Below are 21,511 nucleotides of genomic sequence, written 5' to 3' on the forward strand. Positions count from 1 at the left end.
GCTCGGGGCCTTTTTTTGCGGATCAGATCGTGATCGGTTCCATCACCTCGGGTTCGATCACCTGCACGCCGGGTTTCACGCCTGAACGCAGGGCATCGGCCGATTGTTCCAGCACCGGGAACGTGCGGTAGTGGCAGGGGATGATGGTGCGGAAGTTGAAATAGCGGTTCGCCGCGTAGGCCGCGCGCTTCATGTCCATCGTGAAATGCCCCCCCGCCGACAGGATGCCGATATCGGGCTGGTGCAGGTCGGCCATCCAGTCCATGTCGGCCATGATGTCGGTATCGCCCGAGACATAGATCGTGTGGTCCTCGCCCGCGATCATGAACCCCGCCTCGGAGCCCACTGCCACCGGCTTGCCGTCGATCTCGCGGGTGGAGGAATGGCAGGCGTTGACCATCGTCACCAGGGCCCCGTTCAGATCGACCGTACCGCCCTTGTTGAAACCGATGTTGTCCACGCCCGCCCGCGCCGGATGGGCGGCGACCAGATCGTAGATGCCGACCAGGGGAACGCCCAGTTCGGCCGCGATGGTCCAGGCATCGCCCGTATGATCGCCATGCCCGTGGGTCAGAAGGACATGCGTCGCCCCCCCGATCGCCTCGGCCCGGCGGGCGGCGGGAAACATCGGGTTTCCGGTCAGCCAGGGGTCGATCAGAAGGACTGCCTGTTCCACCTCGATCCGGAAGCCGGAATGGCCAAGCCATGTGATGTGCATGCGTGTTCTCCTTTTTTCTTCTGTCATGCGTGCGCTGCTAACCTAGGTTGATGGCCGCCCCGTGTCACGCCGTGATCGCGCGGGGTGACGGCGCGGGCGCGCGCGGGTCGGCGGCCTGTCACCCTTGCAGCGCTGGTCGGTCGCGGATAAACGGGGCGTGACGAATTCACGGGTGCCAATTCAAGGGGGATCGCATGTCGATCGACGTGGAAACCGCGCGGCGGGTGGCAAAGCTTGCCCGCATTCAGGTGGACGAATCCGATCTGGCCGCGCTTGCGGGCGAGCTGTCGGGCATCCTGACCTTCATGGAACAGCTGAACGAGGTCGACGTGACCGGGGTTGAGCCGATGACCTCGGTTACGCCGATGCGGCTGAAGCGGCGCGCCGATGTGGTGACGGATGGCAACATCCAGGAAGCCGTGCTGAAGAACGCGCCGGAATCGCGCGAGGGCTTTTTCGTTGTGCCGAAGGTGGTGGAATGACCGCGAATACCTGGACGATCGCCGCCGCGCGCGACGCGCTGAAGAAGGGCGAGATCACCGCGACCGACCTGACGATGGCCTGCCTGACCGCGATGGACGCGGGCGATGCGCTTGGCGCCTATGTCCACAAGACACCCGAGATCGCGCTGGACCAGGCGCGGGCGGCCGATGCGCGGCTGGCGCAGGGCGACGCGCCCGCGATGTGCGGGATTCCCCTGGGTATCAAGGACCTGTTCTGCACGAAGGGCGTGCCCTCGCAGGCGGCGTCGAACATCCTGCGCGGGTTCCGGCCGGAATATGAATCCACCGTGACCACCCGGCTGTTCGAGGCCGGTGCGGTGATGCTGGGCAAGCTCAACATGGACGAATTCGCGATGGGTTCGTCGAACGAGACGTCGTGCTATGGCCCTGCGGTGAACCCCTGGCGGATCGACGACCGCGAACTGACGCCGGGCGGATCGTCGGGCGGGTCGGCGGCTGCGGTTGCGGGTGATCTGTGCCTTGCCGCGACCGGCACCGATACCGGCGGTTCCATCCGCCAGCCCGCGGCCTTCACCGGGATCGTCGGGATCAAGCCGACCTATGGCCGGGTCAGCCGCTGGGGCATCGTGGCCTTTGCCTCGTCGCTGGATCAGGCCGGCCCGATGACGAAATCGGTGCGTGACGCAGCGATCATGCTGGGCGCGATGGCGGGCCACGACCCGAAGGATTCGACCAGCGCGGACATTCCCGTGCCGGATTTCGAGGCCGCCCTGACCGGCGACATCCGGGGCAAGAAGATCGGCATCCCGCGTGAATACCGCATCGACGGCATGCCCGCCGAGATCGACGCGCTCTGGCACCGGGGCGCCGAGATGCTGCGCGATGCGGGCGCCGAGATCGTCGACATCAGCCTGCCGCACACGAAATACGCGCTGCCTGCCTATTACGTCATCGCCCCTGCCGAGGCTTCGTCGAACCTCGCCCGTTATGACGGGGTGCGCTATGGCCACCGCGCCAAGCTCTCGCACGGCGACGGCGTGACCGAGATGTATGAAAAGACCCGCGCGGAAGGCTTCGGCCACGAGGTGCAGCGCCGCGTGATGATCGGGACCTATGTGCTGTCGGCGGGCTTCTACGACGCCTATTACAACCGTGCCCGCAAGGTGCGGGCGCTGATCAAGCGCGATTTCGAACAGGCCTTCGCCGCCGGGGTGGACGCGATCCTGACGCCTGCCACCCCCAGTGCGGCCTTCGGCCTGGGCGAGATGTCGCAGGCCGATCCGATCCAGATGTATCTGAACGACGTCTTCACGGTAACGGTGAACCTGGCCGGCCTGCCGGGCATCTCGGTGCCCGTGGGTCTTGACGGGCAGGGCCTGCCGCTGGGGCTGCAACTGATCGGCCGGCCCTGGGAAGAGGGTGATCTGCTGAATCACGCCTATGTGCTCGAACGGGCCGCCGGATTTGTGGCGAAGCCGCAGAAATGGTGGTAATCGCCCCGCTGTGATGCCGAAACCCGAGGTGTTTCCGATGCTGCGCCGACTGCCCTGCCTGCTTGCGACCGCCGCCGCCGTTGCGGCCTGCACGCCCTCTGTCCCGGATTCCGGGGCCGGGGTGGGCTTTGGCGATTACGCCACCTATCAGACGCAGCGCGAGGCGCAGCTGTCCGGCGCGATGCAGGCGCAGTTGCCTCCGGTCAATGCATACGGGCAGGGCGTGACCGATCCGGGCGCGCCGCTGTCGGCGATGCCGGGCGCCGTGCCGGGGATGACGCCCGGTGCATCGCCGCAGACCGGCTTCTCGACCGAACGCCTGGGCGCAGCGATCGACGCGGCCGAGGCGGGCACACCCCTGCCGCCGCAACCCCAGGCCCTTCCCGGCATGCCCCCGTCGGGGGCGGTGATCGGCTCGGACGTCGGCGCGTCGCTTTCGGCCGACCGTCCGCGCGGCGATGCGCCCGCGGGGATCCAGATCCAGGCGGGCGAGGTCAATCCCGACAACATCGGCATCTCGGACGAACAGGACTTCAACGCCGTCGCGGCGCGCGAGACGATCGAATCCGACAAGGCGCGCCTTGAACGCAACCGCGCCCAGTATCAGGTGATCACGCCCGATCAGGTCGTCCAACCCACCGCCCTGCCGGAACGCCGTGGCGATTCCGGCCCGAACATCGTGGCCTTCGCCCTGTCGACGACCCACCTGCCGGGCACCCCGGTCTACAAGCGCCCGGCCTTGCGCATGGCCAATGCCGATGCCGCCTGCGGGCGCTACGGATCGTCCGATCAGGCGCAGCGCGCCTTCCTTGCGGCGGGCGGCCCCGAGAAGGACCCGAGGGGCCTTGACCCGGACGGCGACGGCTTTGTCTGCGGCTGGGACCCGCGCCCGTTCCGCGCCAACTGATGCGATGCTGAGGGCCTCCGCCTTTCCCTCGCCCAACTGCGGGCCAAGGCGGGGCGGGGCGCTGCCTGACCTGATCGTCCTGCACTATACCGGAATGGACAGCGCCGATGCCGCGCGCGACCGGCTCTGCGACCCCGAGGCCGAGGTTTCGGCCCATTACATGATTGCCGAGGATGGCGCGGTGATCCCGCTCGTCCCCGAGGAACTGCGCGCCTGGCACGCCGGGGCAGGGGCCTGGGGGCAGGTGCGCGACGTCAATTCCCGGTCGATCGGCATCGAACTGGTGAACACCGGCGCCCATCCCTATCCGCAGCGCCAGATGGCCGCGCTCGAGGCGCTTCTGGCCGATCTGATGCACCGTTGGCAGATCGCGCCGGAACGGGTCATCGCCCATTCCGACATGGCGCCGGGCCGCAAGATCGACCCCGGCGCGCGGTTCGACTGGCGCCGCCTTGCGCTTCGCGGGCTGTCGGTCTGGCCCGAAACGGGCAGCGGCGCCGAGGTGCCGGATTTCGCCGCCAGCGCCCGCGCCTTCGGCTATCCCGATGTCGCGCCCGACCTTCTGCTGGCCGCCTTCCGCCTGCGGTTCCGTCCTTGGGCGACCGGCCCCGAGGACGCCACCGACGCAGCCCTTGCCGCCGACCTTGCCGCGCGCTTTCCCGTTGACGCGCGGGCGCTGCAGGCGTAATCCGCCCGATGCGCGGATGGCCGGATGACCGCGGGATGCCGCAAGGTGTGTCGAGGAAAGTCCGGACTCCATGAGGCAAGGGTGCCGGGTAACGCCCGGCGGGGGCAACCCCAGGGAAAGCGCCACAGAGATGATACCGCCCCGCCTGCGGGGTAAGGGTGAAATGGTGGGGTAAGAGCCCACCGCGGACCGGGCAACCGGGACGGCACGGCAAGCCCCACCCGGAGCAATGCCGAATAGGGGCCTTGCGCGGAAAGGTCCGGCGACCTCCCGGAAACGGGATGCCGGAGACCTCCGCAGGGACGCTTCAGCCCAGAGGCCCGGGTTGGCAGCACGATCCCGCCGGTAACGGCGGGACCAGAGGAATGGTCATCGAAGGGGGAAACCCCGGAACAGAATCCGGCTTACAGGCCATCCGCGCACCGTCAGGACAGAAGGGGGCTCTGCCCCCTCGGGCCTTGCAGCCCTCACCCCCGGAATATTTTGTCCGGAAGGAAAGCAGACTTCACTCTGGCCCGAATATCCCCGCCGGAGGCTATTCCGAGCCAAGCCGCGCAAGCGGCGCGGGCGCGGCAAGGGGAATGCGGCGAAGCCGCGCATCAAGATCGGATTTCGCGCGGTTTGGCTGTTGACTCTGCCGCCGCCATCCGTAAAAGGCGGGCTTCAAGGATTTTTCGGGCCGCGCCTGCGTTTGCCCGGCTCTAGGAGACAAAGACGATGGCGAAGCCGACGACGATCAAGATCCGTCTGAACTCGACGGCGGGCACCGGGCACTTCTATGTGACCAAGAAGAACGCCCGCACCATGACCGAGAAGATGACGGTCAAGAAATACGATCCCGTGAAGCGGGAGCATGTGGAATACAAGGAAGGCAAGATCAAGTAAGATCCTGCAAGACCTCGTTTCACAAGGCCGCCTTCGGGCGGCCTTTTGTATTGGCTGCGGCGCCATCAGGCCCGATAGGGCGTATCGGCCGGGTTGCCGGCCAGATCACTGTAAGTGCGGGTGCCTTCCCGGCGGTCAAGATGAAGCACCCGGTCGTGGTCGGGATAGGTCACCACATCGGCAGGCGCGCGCGTGCCGATCACCAGATAGCGCGCCTCCCCGGGGCCGGGGTTTTCAAGGCAGTGGCCCACCGCGACGCCGGCCTTGAAGGTCGCGGTATCGCCGGGGCGCAGGTGATGGACGGCCGCGCCTTCGTGCAACAGTACCTCGCCCGTCAGGACATGCACCAATTCGTCTTCCTCGGCATGCCAGTGCTTGAGCGAGGATCGCGACCCCGGCGGCAGGATTTCGATGAAGGCGCCGAACTGCGTCAGCCCGCCTGTATCGGACAGCAAGAGCGCCCGGTAGGGGCCGCAGGGGTTGCCCTGCCCGTCGCTTTCGTCGGTCAGGGCGGCATCGAGCGGGAAATGCGGCATCCGGGTCTCCTGCGTTTTCCGGCAGTCTGAAACACCAGTCTGAACCGCGTATCGCGATATGAAAAGGGCCGCCCGAAGGCGGCCCGATCCTTTTGTCCTGCCGGAGTGCGGCTTATTCGCGGTTGCCCAGGAACTGCAGCAGGAACATGAACATGTTGATGAAGTCGAGGTAGAGGTTCAGCGCGCCCATGATGGCGGACTTGCCAAGCCATTCGGAATCCATCGCCATGGCATGCTGGATGTAGTCGTTCTTGATGCGCTGCGTGTCATAGGCGGTCAGGCCGGCAAAGATCAGCAGGCCGATCACCGTGATGGCGAAGGCCATCGCGCCCGAGGCGAGGAAGATGTTCACGATCGAGGCGACGATCAGGCCGATCAGGCCCATCATCAGGAACGTGCCCATGCCGCTCAGGTCACGCTTGGTGACATAGCCGTAGATCGACAGCGAGGCGAAGGCGATCGAGGTGACAAGGAAGGTCTGCGCGATCGATGCGCCGGTGAAGGCCTTGAAGATCCAGGCCAGCGACAGGCCCATAACGGCGGCGAAACTGTAGAAGAACAGCTGAGCCGCGGAATAGGACAGGCGGTTGATCATCGCGCCGAAGGCAAAGACCATCGCAAGCGGGGCGAACATCACCACCCAGCCCAGGATGTTCGGACGCAGCGTGACGGGATCCCGGAAGATCTGCAGCAGCACATCCGATGTGCCGACAGCCCAGGCGACGCCCGCCGTCACCAGCATCCCCACGGACATCAGCCCGTAGACCTTGTTCATGTGGGCGCGAAGGCCCTCGTCGATCTGCGCCGTCCGGGCACCTGCGCCCGCAGTGCGGATCGTTTCATACTGTGCCATGAAACCCTCCGTTGGAATGGCCTTGGCCGCATCCGTTGCGATGGCGCGGCTTACCTGCGGAATATCGGAAGAGCGCAGGCCCATTTCAAGCATTTCCGCCCGAAATCGTAATTGTTTTTGTCATGTTTTCGGCCGGTGTTGCCGTTGCCCTGGCCTGTCTCACGCGCAGGTCACGACAACTTTACCTGTCGACTTCCTGTCGCGCAGCAGCGCCAGCGCCTCGTCGGCCCGGTCCAGCGGCAGGATGTGGCTGATATGGGGGCGCAGGCTGCCCTCGGCAATCCACCCCATCAGCGTGGACAGGCTGTCGTTCAGGACCTTCGGCGCGAAGGTCAGGTAGCCGCCCCAGTAAAGGCCCATCACGGTCAGGTTCTTCACCAGAAGGAGGTTCGCCGGGATCTGCGGGACAGTCCCGCCGGCAAAGCCAATCGCCAGAAGCCGACCCTCGGGCCGGGTTGCGCGCAACGCCGCCATGAAAGCGTCGCCCCCGACCGCATCATAGACCACATCGACGCCACCCATCGCCTTCAGCACGTCCTTCAGGTCGGGGGTTTCGCTGTCGATCGTCTCGTCCGCGCCGGCCGCGCGCGCCACGGCAAGCTTTTCGGCGCCCCGGGCGCTGGCGATCACGCGGGCGCCCATCCGCTTGCCGATCTCGACCGCGGTCAGCCCCACCCCACCCGAGGCGCCAAGGACCAGAAGCGTTTCCCCCGGCTTCAGCCGGGCGCGATGATCCAGCGCAAGGTGGCTGGTGCCATAGGCGATCTGGAAGGCGGCGGCGGTTTCGAAATCCATCCCGTCCGGGATCGGCAGGCAGCGATCGGCCGGAAAGATGCCATGCGTCGCCATCCCTCCCTGGCCGGAATAGACCGCGACGCGGGTTCCGACGGCGGGCGAGGTCACGCCCGGCCCCAGGGCCTCGACCGTCCCCGAAAGTTCGAGCCCGAGCGTCACCGGGGGTGTCGGACGTTCCTGATACCGGCCCTCGATCATCAGCAGATCGGCGAAGTTCAGGCCCGCCGCGGCGATCCTGACCCGCACCTCTCCGGGGCCGGGAAGAGGTATCGGAAGCTGGGTGATTCGCGGTTGACTCCCGAAATCGGCGATCTGATAGGCCCGCATCCAACTTTTCTCCGTGCTGCGTCGCAGAAAGATACCGGAGAACCCCCCGAATGGCCAAGTGTCGAAAATGTTGCAAAATGCGAAAATCGGCGCAGATGGTGTCGCAAAATGCAATGCAAATCGCAACACTCGCTTAAGGAGAGTGAAATGGGTGCTTGCGCGACCTTGGCGCGACCTGAACTGTTCAGTTCAATCCTGTTTTTCGCCTGTATAATTGGACATATCCAAAAAGACAGGTTTGAAGGTGGGTCCGCTCCGAGTACGAAAAATGAAGGAAATCTGGGAGTTTGCCGGTGATGGTAAGGTTCCGGACCGTTCGAGTGACGCAGAGTCCAGCCATGGAGCCAATGATGAAGCACCCCGTAGACGCACATGTCGGCAAGCGCATCCGCCATCGCCGGTGGATGATCGGCATGACCCAGCAACAGCTGGCCGACAAGGTGGGGATCAAGTTTCAGCAGATCCAGAAATATGAAACCGGCATGAACCGGGTCAGCGCATCGCGCCTTTGGGATATTGCGGATGCACTGGGTGTTGCCATCGGCTTCTTCTTCGAGGGGCTTGACGACGCGCGCGAAAGTGCTGCACCCGCGCAGGGCGACATCCTTGCCGACAAGGAGGCGATGGAACTGCTGCGCAGCTACTATGCTATTCCCGAAGCGCAACGCCGCCGGCTGTTCGAATTGGCGCGTGTCCTGTCCGACGCGGCCTGAGGGGCCGCGCCCCGGCTGGCGCATCACCCGGCTTGACCACGGCGCCGCCTCGGGCTAGCGCCGGGTCAGCTGAGGAGGCGAAAGATGCGCAACCTTTCCCCGACCGAAATCGACGACATCATCGACGTGGCCCATGCGTTGGCGGATGCCGCGCGCGAGGCCACACTGTCGCATTTCCGGACCGCCGCCCTGACCGCCGACACGAAGGAGGCTGACCGTTTCGATCCCGTGACGGTGGCCGACCGGCTGTCAGAGGAACGGATGCGTGCGATCCTGGCCGCCCGCCGCCCGCAGGATGCCATCCTGGGCGAGGAATATGGCGCGAGGCCCGGCACCTCCGGCCTGACCTGGGTTCTGGACCCGATCGACGGCACGCGCTCATACCTTGCCGGCACGCCGACCTGGGGGGTGCTGATCTCGATCGCGGATGAAGGCGGTCCGATCTACGGGCTGATCGACCAGCCCTATGTGGGCGAACGGTTCGAAGGCGGGCTTGGCCGGGCCACGATGACCGGCCCGCACTGGACGCGGCCCCTGTCCACCCGACCGGCCCGCCCGCTGGGTGAAGCGCTTCTGATGTCCACCTTCCCCGAGGTCGGCACACCCGAGGAAGGCGCGGCCTTTCACCGCCTGTCGCGCCAGTGTCGCCTGACGCGCTATGGCACGGATTGCTATGCCTATGCGCTGGTCGCGGCGGGCCATGTCGATCTGGTGGTCGAGGCGGGGCTTCAGGCCTATGACGTGCAGGCGCCGATCGCGGTGATCACTGCGGCGGGCGGTGTCGTAACCGACTGGCAGGGCAACCCCGCGCATCAGGGGGGGCGGATCCTTGCCGCGGCCAACCACGAGGTGCATGCCGCGGCCATGGCCGTTCTGAACGGTGCCTGACAGCCGCTTGCGGGTGGACGCACCCTGCGGCTATGCTTGACCCGCCTGCCGCGAGTCCTTCCCCCTTCTGTCGCGCGGGCTGTCCCGATCCACCGAAGGGGGTGGCACAGGGGGACAGTCATGCCAGATACCGAAATCCTGATCCGCAACGCCGCCGCCGTAGTGACGATGGATGATGCCCGCCGCGAGATCGCGGGCGGCGACGTATTGATCCGGGGTGGCCGGATCGCTGCGGTGGGGCAGGGAATTGCCACGGCCGGGCAGGTCGTCGATGCCGCGGGCTGTGTGGTGACGCCCGGCCTTGTGAACACCCATCACCATCTTTACCAGACGCTGACGCGCGCGGTGCCCGGCGGGCAGGACGCGCTTCTCTTCGGCTGGCTGAAAACGCTTTATCCGATCTGGGCACGCTTCGGCCCCGACGAGATGTTCACCTCGGCGCAGGTGGGGCTGGCAGAGCTGGCGCTGTCGGGTTGCACGCTGACCTCGGACCATCTCTATCTGTTCCCCAACGGCGCGCGGCTGGACGACACGATCGCCGCCGCAGTCGAAGTGGGCCTGCGCTTTCACCCCACACGCGGCGCGATGAGCATCGGCGAAAGCGCGGGCGGCCTGCCGCCCGACGATCTGGTGGAACGTGAATCCGCCATTCTGGACGACATGATCCGTGTTGTGGATGCCTTCCACGACCCCGCGCCGGGGGCAATGGTGCGGGTGGGGCTTGCGCCCTGTTCGCCCTTCTCGGTCAGCCGCGAGCTGATGCGCGACGCGGCCATCCTTGCGCGGGACAAGGGCGTGATGCTGCACACCCATCTGGCCGAGAATGACGAGGACGTGGCCTACAGTCTTGCCACCTTCGGCTGCCGTCCGGGCCAGTATGCCGAGGATCTGGGCTGGACGGGCGATGACGTCTGGCATGCCCATTGCGTGAAGCTCGACCGCGACGAGATCGGCCTTTTCGCCCGCTCGGGCACCGGGGTGGCGCATTGCCCCTGCTCCAACTGCCGTCTCGGGTCGGGCATCGCGCCGGTCCGCGCCATGCGGGACGCGGGCGTGAAGGTCGGGCTTGGGGTGGACGGGTCCGCCTCGAATGACGCGGGCAATCTGGTGGCCGAGGCGCGGCAGGCGATGCTCTTGCAGCGCGTGGCGCGTGGCGCCGATGCGATGAGCGCGCGCGAGGCGCTGGAGATCGCCACGCTTGGCGGCGCCCGGGTTCTGGGGCGCCCCGATTGCGGCAGCCTCGAACCCGGCAAGCGTGCCGATCTTGCGATCTGGGACGTCTCGGGGATCGAGGCGGCCGGGGCATGGGATCCGGTCGCGGCGCTTCTTCACTGCGGCCCGACCCGGGTGCGCGACCTGTTCGTCGAAGGCCGTTGCATCGTGGCCGATGGCCAGATGGTCACGATCGACCTGCCGCGCGTCATCGAACGTCAGAACCGGCTTGCCCGCCGCCTGATCGGCTGACTTTCCAAAGGGCGCGGTTTCTGGCAATCAGGCCCCACCCGGAACGGAGGCACCGATGGCCCGCAAACCCGCCCATGATTTCGCCGCGCAGAAGCGCGAAACCTTCGAAACCTTCGACGAACTGCGGAAGGACCCCGATCTGCCGACCCGCGGCATCGTGCATTTCCTGTTCGTGGCCGAGGATATGGAGCCGGACTGGAAAGCCGTCGAAACGGCGCTGGCCGCGAAGGGCTTCCGCACCGAACGGGACGAAGACGAAGGCATGATCGACGCCGCCTTCGGCCCGATGCCGATCACCCCCGAGGCGATCTGGGAGATGGAAAAGCTCTCCACCGAAATCGCGCTGGCCTTCGATTTCTTCCCCGACGGCTGGGACATGCTGGCCGAAGACTGACCTTCAACCTGATCCAAATACCCGAAACCTGAGCCGGCGGCGCAAAGGCGCCGCTGGCGAGGCAAAGACAGTGCGGCCGCAAGGCCGCGCCGCTATTTCACCTTGCGCCCGCCAACCCAGACCGACCGGATCGCCCGGTCGTCGCCCATCATGATCGTGGGAAACAGCGCCTGCCAGATGTCCTCGGCCCGCGCCGTGGCCTGTTCGATCGCCGCCGTCGAGGCCAGGTCGACCGCCACCAGGTCGGCCTCCATCCCCGGCGCGATGTTGCCGATCCGGTCGTCAGCCAGGAGCGCGCGGGCGGACCCAAGCGTCGCCAGCCACCACAATTCGGACGGATGCAGGGCACGGCCGCGCAGTTGCGCGACCTCATAGGCCGCGGCCATCGTCCGCAGCATCGAAAAAGACGATCCGCCCCCGGTGTCGGTCGCAAGGCCGATCCGGTGCCCGTCCGCCTTCAACCCCGCCATGTCGAAGAGGCCCGACCCGATGAAGGTGTTCGAGGTGGGGCAATGGATCAGGCTCGCGTCGACCTCGCGCAGGCGCGCCTTTTCGCGCTCCTCCAGCCAGATCGCATGGCCATAAAGCCCGCCCCGGCCCAGAAGCCCGTGGCGTTCATAGGTGTCCAGATAGTCGCGCGCGGTGGGGTAAAGCGCCTTTACCCAGGCGATTTCGTCCGTCTGTTCGCTCAGATGCGTCTGCATCAGGCAATCGGGATGCGCGGCCCAAAGCGCGCCAAGCGCCTCAAGCTGCGCCTCGGTCGAGGTGGGCGAGAAGCGCGGGGTGATCACATAGGAAAGCCGGTCCACCCCGTGCCAGCGCGCCAGCAGGGCGGCGCTGTCGTCATGGGCCGATTGCGGGCTGTCGCGCAGGCCCTCGGGGGCGGTGTCGCGATCCATGCAGGTCTTGCCGGCCCAGACCCGCGCCCCCCGCGCCTGCGCCTCGGTGAAGAAGGCATCGACGCTTTCGGGATGGATCGTGCAATAGCTGCAGGCCGAGGTGGTGCCGTTCGCCTGCGTCAGGTCGAAGTATCGCGCCGCCACGACGCGCGCATATCCGGGATCGGCAAAGCGCATCTCTTCGGGGAAGGTGTAGAGGTTCAGCCAGTCGATCAGCCGCTTGCCCCAGCTGGCGATGATCGCCGTCTGGGGATAGTGGACATGGGCATCGACAAAGCCCGCCGATATCAGCGCACGCCCGTGGTCATGCACCCTTGCCGCCGGATGGGCGGCCCGCAGGTCCCCGGCCCGGCCGACCGCAATGATCCGCCCGCCCTCGACCAGGACGCCGCCCTGGCTGTCCAACCGAGCGGCCTCCGGCCCTTCGACGAAAGGATCGGCGGAAAAACTCAGAACCTGGCCAAGGATCAGATCAGCCATCGCAGCGCCTCCGGTCAAACCCGGCAAGCCTAACCGGGTTTTCCGGTCAGGTAAATTTCCCGCAGATACCCTGTTTCTTTGAAACAGCTTTCGCTAAGGTCGGGCCAATCCGGGGAACGGGGCACACCGGACAGGGCATATGGGACTGGGCATACGGGACTGGGCAAACGGGGACGGGGCTGCGGGGCATGACGGAAATCGAGGACATCGCGGATACCGAGGACGAGGCGCTGGACCGGCGCCGCGTGTCGGCGATCCTTGATGCGGTCGCCGCGGGCGATGCCGGCCTGCTGACCGACCTGCTGGAACCCTTGCATGCGGCCGATATCGCCGACCTTCTGGAACAGCTTGACCCCTCCGACCGGCGCGAGGTGCTGCGGCTCTATTCCGGCGAGATCGACGGCGAGATCCTGTCCGAGATCGACGAATCGATCCGCGAGGAGGTCATCGAAAACCTGCCCGCGGACGTGCTTGCCGAAGCCGTGCGCGAGCTTGACACCGACGATGTCGTCGACATCCTCGAAGACCTCGAGGAACCGCAGCAGGAAATCATCCTTTCGGCACTCGAGGACGCCGACCGGGTCGCCGTCGAACAGGCGCTGTCCTACCCGGATTATTCCGCCGGGCGCCTGATGCAACGCGAAGTGGTGGTCGCGCCCGAACACTGGACCGTGGGCGAGGCGATCGACCATCTGCGCGGCGCCGAATGGCTGCCAGACCAGTTCTATCACGTCATCCTCGTCGATCCGCGGATGAAACCCAGGGGCTATGTCACGCTGGGGCGGATGCTGTCGTCTCGCCGGGACATCGCCCTGCGCGACCTGATGGAGGACAGTTTCCGCACCGTCCGCGCGACTGAGGAAGAGGCCGATGTCGCCTATATCTTCACCCAGTATCACCTGATCTCGCTGCCGGTCGTGGACGAAAACGACCGCCTCGTGGGCGTGATCACCATCGACGACGCGATGACCGTGCTGGACGAGGAACACGAGGAAGACATGCTGCGCATGGCTGGCGTCGGCGACGAGGCCAGCCTGTCGGACAGTGTCGCCGAGGCGGCGAAAGGCCGGGCGGTGTGGCTGTTCGTCAATCTGCTGACGGCGATCCTCGCCTCGCTGGTGATCGATCTTTTCGCCGACACGATCGACCAGATGGTCGCTCTGGCCGTCCTGATGCCCATCGTCGCCTCGATGGGGGGGAACGCGGGCACCCAGACGATGACCGTCGCCGTCAGGGCGCTGGCCACGCGCGACCTGACGGCACAGAACGCGCTGCGCATCGTGCGGCGCGAGATTGCCGTCGGTGCGATCAATGGCATGGCCTTCGGGCTGGTGATGGCGCTGGTCGCCGGCTTCTGGTTCGGCGTGCCGATGCTGGCCGGCGTGATCGGCCTCGCTATGGTGCTGACGCTGGTGGCGGCGGCGCTTGGCGGAATCGTCATCCCGATGGCGCTGGAACGGTTCGACATCGACCCCGCGCTCGCCTCCGGCCCCTTCGTGACGACAGTGACGGATGTTGTCGGGTTCTTCGCATTCCTGGGGTTGGCGTCATGGCTGCTTCTCTGACCGAACGAAAGGCCGAGGCGCGCCGCGCCGCCTTTGCCGCCCGAAAGGCCGCCTTCGAGGCGGGGCAGGGGCAGGCGGCGGAAATCCTGGCCGACTGGCTGGCGGCGCAGGCGGGCCGTCCGCTGGCGGGCTACATGGCCATGCGGACCGAAATCGATCCCCTTGCCGCGATGGCCGCGCACCAGGGCCCCGTGGGCGTGCCGGTGATCCTTGGCCCCGGCCAGCCGCTGAAATTTCGCGAATGGACGCCGGGCGCGGTGATGGAAGCCGGCAGTTTCGGGGCGTTCATCCCGGCCGAGGGAGCATGGATCGAACCCGAGGTGCTGATCGTGCCGCTTGTCGCCTTCGACGCGCGGGGCTACCGGCTGGGCTATGGCGGCGGGTTCTACGACCGCACGCTGGAGGGGCTGCGCGCCCGCCGTCTGACCCTCGCCGTGGGTTTTGCCTTCGACGCGCAGGAACTGCCCGAGGTGCCGATCGAACCGACCGACCAGCGCCTTGACGCCATCATCACCGAAAGTGGCGTGCGCCTCTTTGACTGACGGGCTTCATTCTGGCCGAAATATCCTCGGGGGGTGAATTGGCCCGCCAGGGCCAAGAGGGGGGCAGACAGCCCCCCTTTGCCTTACTTGGCGATCTTTTCGTCGCGCACGAACATGTTGCCCCAGGCGCGGTCGATCAGTTCGGGCGTCATCTGGTTTGGGATGCCTTCGAACTCGCACATCGAGATCATCTGGTCGATCAGGAAGGTGGGCTGGTAGTTCGCGTAGTTGTTGTCGATCGTCGGATACTTGGTCTTCAGCAGATGCAACAGCGCCTGATCGTTCAACGGCATCTTCTTCTTGCGGGCGACCATCGCGAAGATCTTCAGGAAGTTCTCCTGGCTCGGCCCGTCGATCTTGATCTTGAAGAAGATCCGGCGCAGGGCCGCGCCGTCGAAGATCTCGTTCGGGTGGAAGTTGGTGGAAAAGATCACCAGCGTGTCGAAGGGCACGGTGAATTTCTCGCCCGACTGAAGCTGAAGGATGTCGCGGCTTTCTTCCAGCGGCACGATCCAGCGGTTGACCAGCTTCTGTGGCGGCTCGGCCTGACGGCCAAGGTCATCGACGATGAAGATCCCGCCGTTCGACTTCATCTGCAGGGGCGCCTGATAGGTTCGGGCGACCGGGTTATAGGTCAGGTCCAGCATGTCGAGGCTGAGTTCGCCCCCCGTGATCACCGTGGGCCGGTCGCAGCGCACGAAACGATTGTCGAACCGGTTCGAGGTGCGGCGCAGGCTGCTTGGATCATCCACCGCCTCTTCGGCGCCGGAATGGACGATCGGGTCATAGACCGTGATCACCTGGCCCGAATATTCGACCGCGCGGGGGATATAGATCTTTTCGCCGAACGCATCGCGCAAACCGTTCGAGATCGAGGATTTCCCGTTGCCCGGCGGGCCGTACATCAGGATCGACCGGCCCGCCGTTACCGCCGGGCCGAGGTTGCCGATCAGGTCTTCGGGCAGGATCAGGTGGCCCATTCCCTTCAGCAGGTCGGCGCGGGTCAGCTTGCGGCCGCGCACCGTCTGGCGCCGGATCTGTTCGTTATAGACCGCAAGCGGCACCGGCATCGCGCCGAAATATTCCGACTGCGCCAGCGCATCCAGCGCCCGCGCCTTGCCCGCATCGGTCAGCTGATAGCCCATCTCGTTGCCCGAGGTCGCGTGCAGCGTGCCCGTCGCCTCCACCAGCCGCTGCTGGCGGGCGGTGTCCATAAGTTCCTGCGTCACCATCACCGGCACGCACAGCACCCGGCTCAGATGCGACACGAGGTCAAGGTTCATGCGGAACATCGTCTTCAGCAGGATGTCCCGCATCATCACCATCGACAGGCCGGTTTCGGCCATGTTGCGCGGCGAGGGCGGGGGCTGGACCTCGGTCGAGACGGCATCGGGCGGGGTCTGGATATTCATCGCGTAACACCTCGGCAAGAATCAGGATCCGGGCCGAAGACCCGGATTTTGTTGCCCACAGTGAAACAGCGGACTTGGCCTAAATTGCGGCCAGAATGGGAGAAAAGAGGTAAAACAGCAGCGTTCCCGACATCGGTAGGCCGAAGGGGAATTTCGCGTGTTCCCAGCTGGCCCAGTCGGCCGTGGCGCTGCGGAAGGGGGTGTTCTTCAGAACCCGGTGCGCGACGAAGGCCGCGAGGATCGTCGAGGCCGCGATGACGAACAGCGCGCCCGCATTGGCCCCGACGAAGAAGGGGGCCATCGCAGCCGCATATTTCGCATCGCCCGCCCCGATCAGGCCCATGCTCGACATCAGGAAGGTGATCACCAGCACGATCGCCCCCAGCCCGAGGCCCCAGAGATAGGCCGACTGCGGCAGGACGAACAGGCCGGTGGCGATGAACACGGCGGCCAGCGCCAGCACCGCCTTGTTCGGGATGCGCATGTATTTCATGTCGGACCAGGCGACCCAGATCGCAATCGGGGCCGCGCCGATCAGGAACACCCAGGCGGCGGTCTGGCTGAGCATCAATTGGTCACGTTGTTGTCAAGCGCGGCGAGGCTGCGGGCGGCCGCATCGAAATGCTGCGGATGGGTATCGACCGCCTCTTGCAGCAACCCGCGTCCGACGTTGACATCGCCCTGCTTGATGGCGGCCAGCGCGGTCGTGTGCAGAAGCTCGGCCCGTTCGGTCTGGGTCATCTGGATCACCGGCAGGTCGTATTTGCGCTGCGCGCTGCGGGCGAGGATCAGGTTGTTCTTGGCGGTGAACAGGCCCGGATCATAGGTCAGCGCATCGAGGAACAGCTTTTCCGCGCCCCGGAAATCCTGCCGGGTCAGTTTCGAGAAGCCCCAGTTGTTCAGCACGCCCGCAGGTTTGGTCGTCATGCCCGACGCGATTTCATAGAAACTGTCGGCCTTCTTCCAGTCCTTCTTGCTGTCGGCTACCATCGCTTCCAGCCGGTAGCGCTGATAGGTTTCGTGCGTGGGCGGGATCCGGTTCAGTTCGACCTCGGCCTCCTGCCAGTTGTTGGTGCGGATCAGGGCATCGGCGTAATCGACGCGGTCGTCGTTCGTGGCCTCGCCGCTGGCGATCAACGTGGCCCAGACCTGCGCCGCCTCTTCGGCGCGTCCCGCCCGGATCAGCGACTTGGCAAGCCCGCGCTTCAGGTCGGGCCGGTCGGGGTTTTCCGCCGAGGATTTCTGGAAATAGGCGACCGCTTCGTTCGGGTCGCCCACCGTCAGCATGATGTCCGACAGGTTTGACTCGTCGATCACGTTCACGCTTTTCAGCGCCCGGTCGACGCGGGCATCCGAGGCCTTCTGGCAGGCCCCAAGAAGGACCGTGCCGGTCAGACACAGTGTGACGATGACGGAATGGCGCATTTTTCTGCGTCCTCTTGCTGCTCGGTCCTGCCCCGTCGCTACAGCGAAGACAAAAGTTCGTATTGCCCTTTGCCCCGCCGCACGAGCGAGAAACTCTGTTCTTCTTCGTTTGCTTCCGTATACCCCGTATTTTCCGTCAGCGCGATAGAACGCCGCAGATTTTCGCGGATCGAGTCCGATTGGCCACTGTCATTTGCAAAGGCCTGCTGGAACAGCACCCGCGCCTCGCCCACCTGGCCCTTTTCCATCAGCACGACACCCAGGTTGTTCAGCGCCGGAACAAAGGTCGGGTCAGCCTCGATCGCATCGCGCAGCAGGCTTTCGGCCTGGCCCAGACGGCCAAGGTGCAGGTTCACCGACCCGAGCGCCGAGAGGACATCGACATTCACGCCCTGTTCGGCTGCAGCGCGCAGATAGGATTTCAGCGCCAGTTCGTATTCGCCCGCTTCCATCAGCCGGTGGCCGACCAGCAGCCCGTCCACCCCGTCGCCACCCGGATCGACCGGGGGCGGGGCGTTTTCATCAAGGAAACGCTGCGGCGTGCCGATGCCCTGACACCCCGCCAGAACGACGCAAAGGGCCAGAACGGCCCCTTGCCCGATCACTCGAAAGACCTTCGGTTTCAGGTTCAGCCCCCGCCTCCAAGCTGCGTCGCGATGCCATAGATCGACGGCCCGATCAGGATGATCATCAACGGCGGCACCGTGAACAGCATAGTGCCCAGTGTCAGCTTGGTCGGCAAGACGTTTGCCTTTTCTTCCGCGCGCATCACGCGTTTGTCACGCATTTCCGAGGAATAGACGCGCAGCGCCTCGGCGATCGAGGTGCCGAAGGTCGCCGATTGCACCAGTGTGGTCACGAACGAGGCGACATCGGGCACGCCCACGCGTTCGGCCATTTCCTTCAGCACGGCCACCCGTTCGCGGCCGGCCTTCACCTGCTGGCTGACCGCCTCGAATTCTTCGGCCAGCGCGGGATAGCCCGCCTTGGTTTCCTTGGCGACGCGGGCGATCGACTGGTCCAGCGACTGACCGGCCTCGACGCAGACCAGCATCAGGTCAAGCGCGTCGGGAAAGCCTGACACGATCTGGCCCTCGCGTTCCTTCACGCGCTTGTTGACCCAGTAGATCGGCAGGTAATAACCGGCAGCACCCGGACCGATGGTGCAAAGGACCATCATCTGGGTCGTCACGTCGCCATTGGCCGACAGGACAAGGGCATAGATCGTGCCAAGCGCAAGGGAGCCCAGGCCGAAGACAAGCTGGGCGAAATGGAACATCCGCACGGCCGACTTGGACTTGTAGCCCGCCCTGAGCATCTTGAGCCGCGATGCGCTGAGCTGCCCCTCGTCCTGCGGTTCAAGAAAGCCGGCGAACTTTTCCAGCTTGTCCGCCTTTTCGGCGCGGCGCAGCGCGGTGCCCGCGGCCGCGCGTTCGCGCGCCTTGGCCTGTTCCTTGATCTTGGCGAACGGGTCCTTCTGGCGCTTCAGCATCACCGGAAGCGCCAGGACGATCATCACCAGGCCAAGCCCGCCAACCAGAAGCAGCGGCCCCATCGGACCAAGCGCCCCCGTGATCATGGCATTGAGTTTCTCAATCATCTCAATCGTCCCATCACACCTTGATATTGACCATGATCTTCATGAACACGACGTTCGCGAAGAGGAAGGCGCCGACGACGATCGCCGCAGGGATGAAGGCCGCGGTTTCCTTTACGTCGTCGTAATAGTCCGGCTTCAGCACCGAGATCATGATCAGCGCCACGATCGGGAAACCCGACAGGAACATGCCCGACCATTTTGCCTCGGCGGTGATCGCCTTGACGCGGCGGAACAGCTTGAACCGGGCGCGGATCACGCGGGCCAGACCTTCCAGGATCTCGGCCAGGTTGCCGCCCGACTGCTGCTGGATGGCCACCGCAACCGCGAGGAAGCGCAAATCCTGCATGTCCATGCGTTCGGCCATCGCCTTCAGGCTTTCGGCGACATCGCGGCCATAGGCGGCCTCATCCGCGATCAGCCCGAATTCGGACCCGAGGGGATCGGGAATTTCCTTGGCCACGATCCCGATCGCGGCCGAGAAGGGATGGCCGACGCGCAACGAGCGCACCATCAGTTCGACGGCATCGGGAAGCTGTTCTTCCATCAGCGCAAGGCGCTGCTTGGCCTTCTTGTTGACCCAGAAGTAGACCCCGCCGACGCCCATCACCAGGGCCACGACGGCACGGACGGCCAGCGCGGCTTCGGTCGCAACCGTCAGCGCGAAGAACGAGAACACCGAAAGGCCGGCCATGATCCCGATCAGGGCCTTGGGCGAAAAGGCGATGTTGGCCTTCTGTGCCTTGTCGGCGAGGATCGAGTAAAGCGGGATGCCCTTGGCGTTCAGGTGCTGGCTCATCTCCTTGCGAAGCTGTTCCAGGACCTCTTCGCGGTTGCCGCCCTTTTCCATCAGGGCAAGGCGTCGGCTGACCTTGTTGTTGAGGCTGATCGACTTGCCGAAGACCGTCAGATAAAGGCCTTCGACCAGCACGATGACCGCGACGAAGATCAGGATATAGATGAGGGGTGCTGCGCTGATCTGCATGGCGGGCCTCAGGCGATGGGTTCGTAGATGGAGGCAGGCAGGTCGTAACCCCACTGCCGGAAACGTTCGGCGTAATGCGACCGGACGCCGGTTGCGTTGAAACGGCCGATGATCTTGCCGTCGGGCTGCACGCCCAGGCGTTCGTAGCGGAAGATTTCCTGCATCGAGATCACCTCGCCTTCCATGCCGGTTATTTCGGTGATCGAAACCATCCGGCGCGAACCGTCCTGCAGGCGGCTGGCCTGCACGATCAGGTTGACGGCGCTGGCGATCTGGCTGCGGACGGCCTTGATCGGCATCTCGATCCCGGCCATCGCCACCATGTTTTCCAGACGGCTGATCCCGTCGCGGGCGCTGTTGGCATGGATCGTGGTCATGGAACCGTCGTGGCCGGTGTTCATGGCCTGCAGCATGTCGATGACTTCCTCGCCGCGGGTTTCGCCCACGATGATCCGGTCAGGCCGCATCCTGAGCGCGTTGCGCAGGCAGTCGCGCTGCGTGACAGCGCCCTTGCCCTCGACGTTGGGCGGGCGGCTTTCCATCCGGCCCACATGGACCTGCTGCAACTGGAGTTCGGCCGTATCCTCGATCGTCAGCACCCGTTCGGTGTTGTCGATGAACGAGGACAGTGCGTTGAGCGTGGTGGTCTTGCCCGAACCCGTACCGCCCGACACGATGACGTTTAGACGGGTCGACACCGCGGCCTGAAGATAGGCGGCCATTTCCTCGGTAAAGGCGCCAAAGCGCACCAGGTCGGGGACGCCCAGCTTTTCCTTCTTGAATTTCCGGATCGACACCAGCGATCCGTCCACCGCCACCGGCGGCACCATGCAGTTGAAACGCGATCCGTCGGCAAGACGGGCGTCGCAATAGGGGTTCGATTCATCGACCCGGCGGCCGACGGCGGACACGATCTTGTCGATGATCCGCAGCAGGTGGCGTTCGTCCTTGAAGGTGATGTCGGTCAGTTCCAGCTTGCCCGAGCGTTCAACGAAGACGCGGTTGGGGCCGTTCACCAGGATGTCGTTGACCGTTTCGTCCTTCAAGAGCGGTTCCAGCGGGCCAAGGCCCATCACCTCGTCATACAGCTCCTGATGAAGGACCGTGCGGTCTTCCTTGTTCAGGGCGACCGACATCTCGTCCAGCGCCTCGGCCGTGATCGAGGCGATCTCGGCGCGCAAGCTGCCTTCGCTGGCATGTTCCAGCGCGGCGAGGTTGAGGTTGTCCAGCAGCCGTTTGTGCAGCTCGACCTTGAGTTCCTGCATCCGCTCCTTGCGGCGCTTCTCCTTGTCGGCGGCAACGGCTTCGGCCGGCGGTTTCGGCCCCGGCACGACACGCGGTTGCAACATGGGCTTGGGCGCGGCGGCGGGCGCCGCGGCGGCCACGGGGGCGCGTGCGGCGGCACCTGCCGCCGTCACCGCGGCCATAGGCGCGGGGCGCCCGGCTTCAGTATCTGGTTTCTTGAAACGCGAAAACATCAT

Annotated in this window: 23 protein-coding genes and 1 other RNA gene; 12 read left to right on the forward strand and 12 right to left on the reverse strand. The window is 65.4% G+C overall.

The annotated features are described in order from the left end of the window. Window positions 1-22: 22 nt before the first annotated feature. Entirely contained in the window at window positions 23-718 is a 696-nt protein-coding gene (locus E7811_RS16795; RefSeq protein WP_136395820.1) for a metal-dependent hydrolase, read from the reverse strand. A 194-nt stretch (window positions 719-912) separates the two neighbouring features. Here E7811_RS16795 and gatC point away from each other — a divergent pair, with 194 nt between their 5' ends. The 6 genes from gatC to rpmG all read left to right on the forward strand — a co-directional run bounded on the left by gatC (window position 913) and on the right by rpmG (window position 5,155). Continuing rightward, window positions 913-1,200: an Asp-tRNA(Asn)/Glu-tRNA(Gln) amidotransferase subunit GatC gene (gatC, locus tag E7811_RS16800; protein ID WP_136395821.1), complete on the forward strand. Its 288-nt coding sequence runs from the start codon at window positions 913-915 to the stop codon at window positions 1,198-1,200. Next, complete coding sequence (gene gatA / locus E7811_RS16805; RefSeq protein WP_136395822.1) at window positions 1,197-2,675, forward strand: Asp-tRNA(Asn)/Glu-tRNA(Gln) amidotransferase subunit GatA; 1,479 nt, start codon at window positions 1,197-1,199, stop codon at window positions 2,673-2,675. Before gatC ends, gatA begins: the two co-directional genes overlap by 4 nt. Window positions 2,676-2,712: 37 nt before the next feature. Then, the gene (locus tag E7811_RS16810; protein ID WP_136395823.1) at window positions 2,713-3,582 is read left to right on the forward strand and encodes a hypothetical protein; all 870 of its coding nucleotides are present in this window, start codon (window positions 2,713-2,715) and stop codon (window positions 3,580-3,582) included. A gap of 4 nt (window positions 3,583-3,586) precedes the next feature. Continuing rightward, the gene (locus E7811_RS16815) at window positions 3,587-4,270 is read left to right on the forward strand and encodes an N-acetylmuramoyl-L-alanine amidase (RefSeq protein ID WP_136395824.1); all 684 of its coding nucleotides are present in this window, start codon (window positions 3,587-3,589) and stop codon (window positions 4,268-4,270) included. Between the two features lie 12 nt (window positions 4,271-4,282). After that, window positions 4,283-4,693: RNase P RNA component class A (gene rnpB / locus E7811_RS16820), an RNA gene on the forward strand. 294 nt (window positions 4,694-4,987) lie between these two features. After that, a complete protein-coding gene (gene rpmG, locus E7811_RS16825; protein WP_136395825.1) occupies window positions 4,988-5,155 on the forward strand; it encodes a 50S ribosomal protein L33 in 168 nt (55 codons plus the stop codon). 65 nt (window positions 5,156-5,220) lie between these two features. Here the strand turns inward: rpmG and E7811_RS16830 are convergent, their stop codons facing one another. The 3 genes from E7811_RS16830 to E7811_RS16840 form a co-directional block, all read right to left on the reverse strand. Next, window positions 5,221-5,691 (reverse strand): cupin domain-containing protein, encoded by a 471-nt coding sequence (locus E7811_RS16830; protein ID WP_136395826.1) that lies wholly within the window; start codon window positions 5,689-5,691, stop codon window positions 5,221-5,223. 112 nt (window positions 5,692-5,803) lie between these two features. Continuing rightward, window positions 5,804-6,544, reverse strand: coding sequence for a Bax inhibitor-1/YccA family protein (locus E7811_RS16835; RefSeq protein WP_136395827.1), 741 nt, complete (start codon window positions 6,542-6,544; stop codon window positions 5,804-5,806). 159 nt (window positions 6,545-6,703) lie between these two features. Then, the gene (locus tag E7811_RS16840; RefSeq protein ID WP_136395828.1) at window positions 6,704-7,666 is read right to left on the reverse strand and encodes an NADPH:quinone oxidoreductase family protein; all 963 of its coding nucleotides are present in this window, start codon (window positions 7,664-7,666) and stop codon (window positions 6,704-6,706) included. A gap of 350 nt (window positions 7,667-8,016) precedes the next feature. Here E7811_RS16840 and E7811_RS16845 point away from each other — a divergent pair, with 350 nt between their 5' ends. The 4 genes from E7811_RS16845 (at window position 8,017) to E7811_RS16860 (ending at window position 11,125) form a co-directional block, all read left to right on the forward strand. Continuing rightward, window positions 8,017-8,379 (forward strand): helix-turn-helix domain-containing protein, encoded by a 363-nt coding sequence (locus tag E7811_RS16845; RefSeq protein ID WP_136395829.1) that lies wholly within the window; start codon window positions 8,017-8,019, stop codon window positions 8,377-8,379. Window positions 8,380-8,463: 84 nt separating this feature from the next. Further along, the gene (gene hisN, locus E7811_RS16850; protein ID WP_136395830.1) at window positions 8,464-9,267 is read left to right on the forward strand and encodes a histidinol-phosphatase; all 804 of its coding nucleotides are present in this window, start codon (window positions 8,464-8,466) and stop codon (window positions 9,265-9,267) included. A gap of 120 nt (window positions 9,268-9,387) precedes the next feature. Next, window positions 9,388-10,731, forward strand: coding sequence for an 8-oxoguanine deaminase (locus E7811_RS16855; protein ID WP_136395831.1), 1,344 nt, complete (start codon window positions 9,388-9,390; stop codon window positions 10,729-10,731). A gap of 55 nt (window positions 10,732-10,786) precedes the next feature. After that, window positions 10,787-11,125, forward strand: a complete 339-nt coding sequence (locus E7811_RS16860; RefSeq protein ID WP_136395832.1) for a hypothetical protein — start codon at window positions 10,787-10,789, stop codon at window positions 11,123-11,125. A gap of 92 nt (window positions 11,126-11,217) precedes the next feature. Here E7811_RS16860 and guaD read toward each other — a convergent pair whose 3' ends face one another. Next, window positions 11,218-12,504: a guanine deaminase gene (guaD, locus tag E7811_RS16865; protein ID WP_136395833.1), complete on the reverse strand. Its 1,287-nt coding sequence runs from the start codon at window positions 12,502-12,504 to the stop codon at window positions 11,218-11,220. 188 nt (window positions 12,505-12,692) lie between these two features. Between guaD and mgtE the strand changes: the two genes are divergently transcribed. Together mgtE and E7811_RS16875 are read left to right on the forward strand one after the other, a co-directional pair. After that, window positions 12,693-14,069, forward strand: a complete 1,377-nt coding sequence (gene mgtE, locus E7811_RS16870; protein ID WP_136395834.1) for a magnesium transporter — start codon at window positions 12,693-12,695, stop codon at window positions 14,067-14,069. Beyond that, window positions 14,054-14,611, forward strand: a complete 558-nt coding sequence (locus tag E7811_RS16875) for a 5-formyltetrahydrofolate cyclo-ligase (RefSeq protein WP_136395835.1) — start codon at window positions 14,054-14,056, stop codon at window positions 14,609-14,611. The genes mgtE and E7811_RS16875 overlap by 16 nt, the downstream gene beginning before the upstream one ends. 83 nt (window positions 14,612-14,694) lie before the next feature. Here the strand turns inward: E7811_RS16875 and E7811_RS16880 are convergent, their stop codons facing one another. The 7 genes from E7811_RS16880 to E7811_RS16910 form a co-directional block, all read right to left on the reverse strand. Next, window positions 14,695-16,023, reverse strand: a complete 1,329-nt coding sequence (locus E7811_RS16880) for an ATPase (RefSeq protein ID WP_136395836.1) — start codon at window positions 16,021-16,023, stop codon at window positions 14,695-14,697. Between the two features lie 79 nt (window positions 16,024-16,102). Next, window positions 16,103-16,591: an A24 family peptidase gene (locus E7811_RS16885; RefSeq protein ID WP_136395837.1), complete on the reverse strand. Its 489-nt coding sequence runs from the start codon at window positions 16,589-16,591 to the stop codon at window positions 16,103-16,105. Continuing rightward, window positions 16,591-17,448 (reverse strand): tetratricopeptide repeat protein, encoded by an 858-nt coding sequence (locus E7811_RS16890; protein WP_136395838.1) that lies wholly within the window; start codon window positions 17,446-17,448, stop codon window positions 16,591-16,593. The genes E7811_RS16885 and E7811_RS16890 overlap by 1 nt, the downstream gene beginning before the upstream one ends. A 38-nt stretch (window positions 17,449-17,486) precedes the next feature. Then, window positions 17,487-18,050 (reverse strand): tetratricopeptide repeat protein, encoded by a 564-nt coding sequence (locus E7811_RS16895; RefSeq protein ID WP_136395868.1) that lies wholly within the window; start codon window positions 18,048-18,050, stop codon window positions 17,487-17,489. Between the two features lie 26 nt (window positions 18,051-18,076). Further along, complete coding sequence (locus tag E7811_RS16900) at window positions 18,077-19,054, reverse strand: type II secretion system F family protein (protein WP_136395839.1); 978 nt, start codon at window positions 19,052-19,054, stop codon at window positions 18,077-18,079. Between the two features lie 7 nt (window positions 19,055-19,061). Further along, complete coding sequence (locus E7811_RS16905; protein ID WP_136395840.1) at window positions 19,062-20,030, reverse strand: type II secretion system F family protein; 969 nt, start codon at window positions 20,028-20,030, stop codon at window positions 19,062-19,064. A gap of 8 nt (window positions 20,031-20,038) precedes the next feature. After that, entirely contained in the window at window positions 20,039-21,508 is a 1,470-nt protein-coding gene (locus tag E7811_RS16910) for a CpaF family protein (RefSeq protein WP_136395869.1), read from the reverse strand. Between the last annotated feature and the right edge of the window lie 3 nt (window positions 21,509-21,511).

This window comes from Aliigemmobacter aestuarii (assembly GCF_004799285.1).
In the GTDB taxonomy this organism is placed as follows: Bacteria; Pseudomonadota; Alphaproteobacteria; order Rhodobacterales; family Rhodobacteraceae; genus Aliigemmobacter; species Aliigemmobacter aestuarii.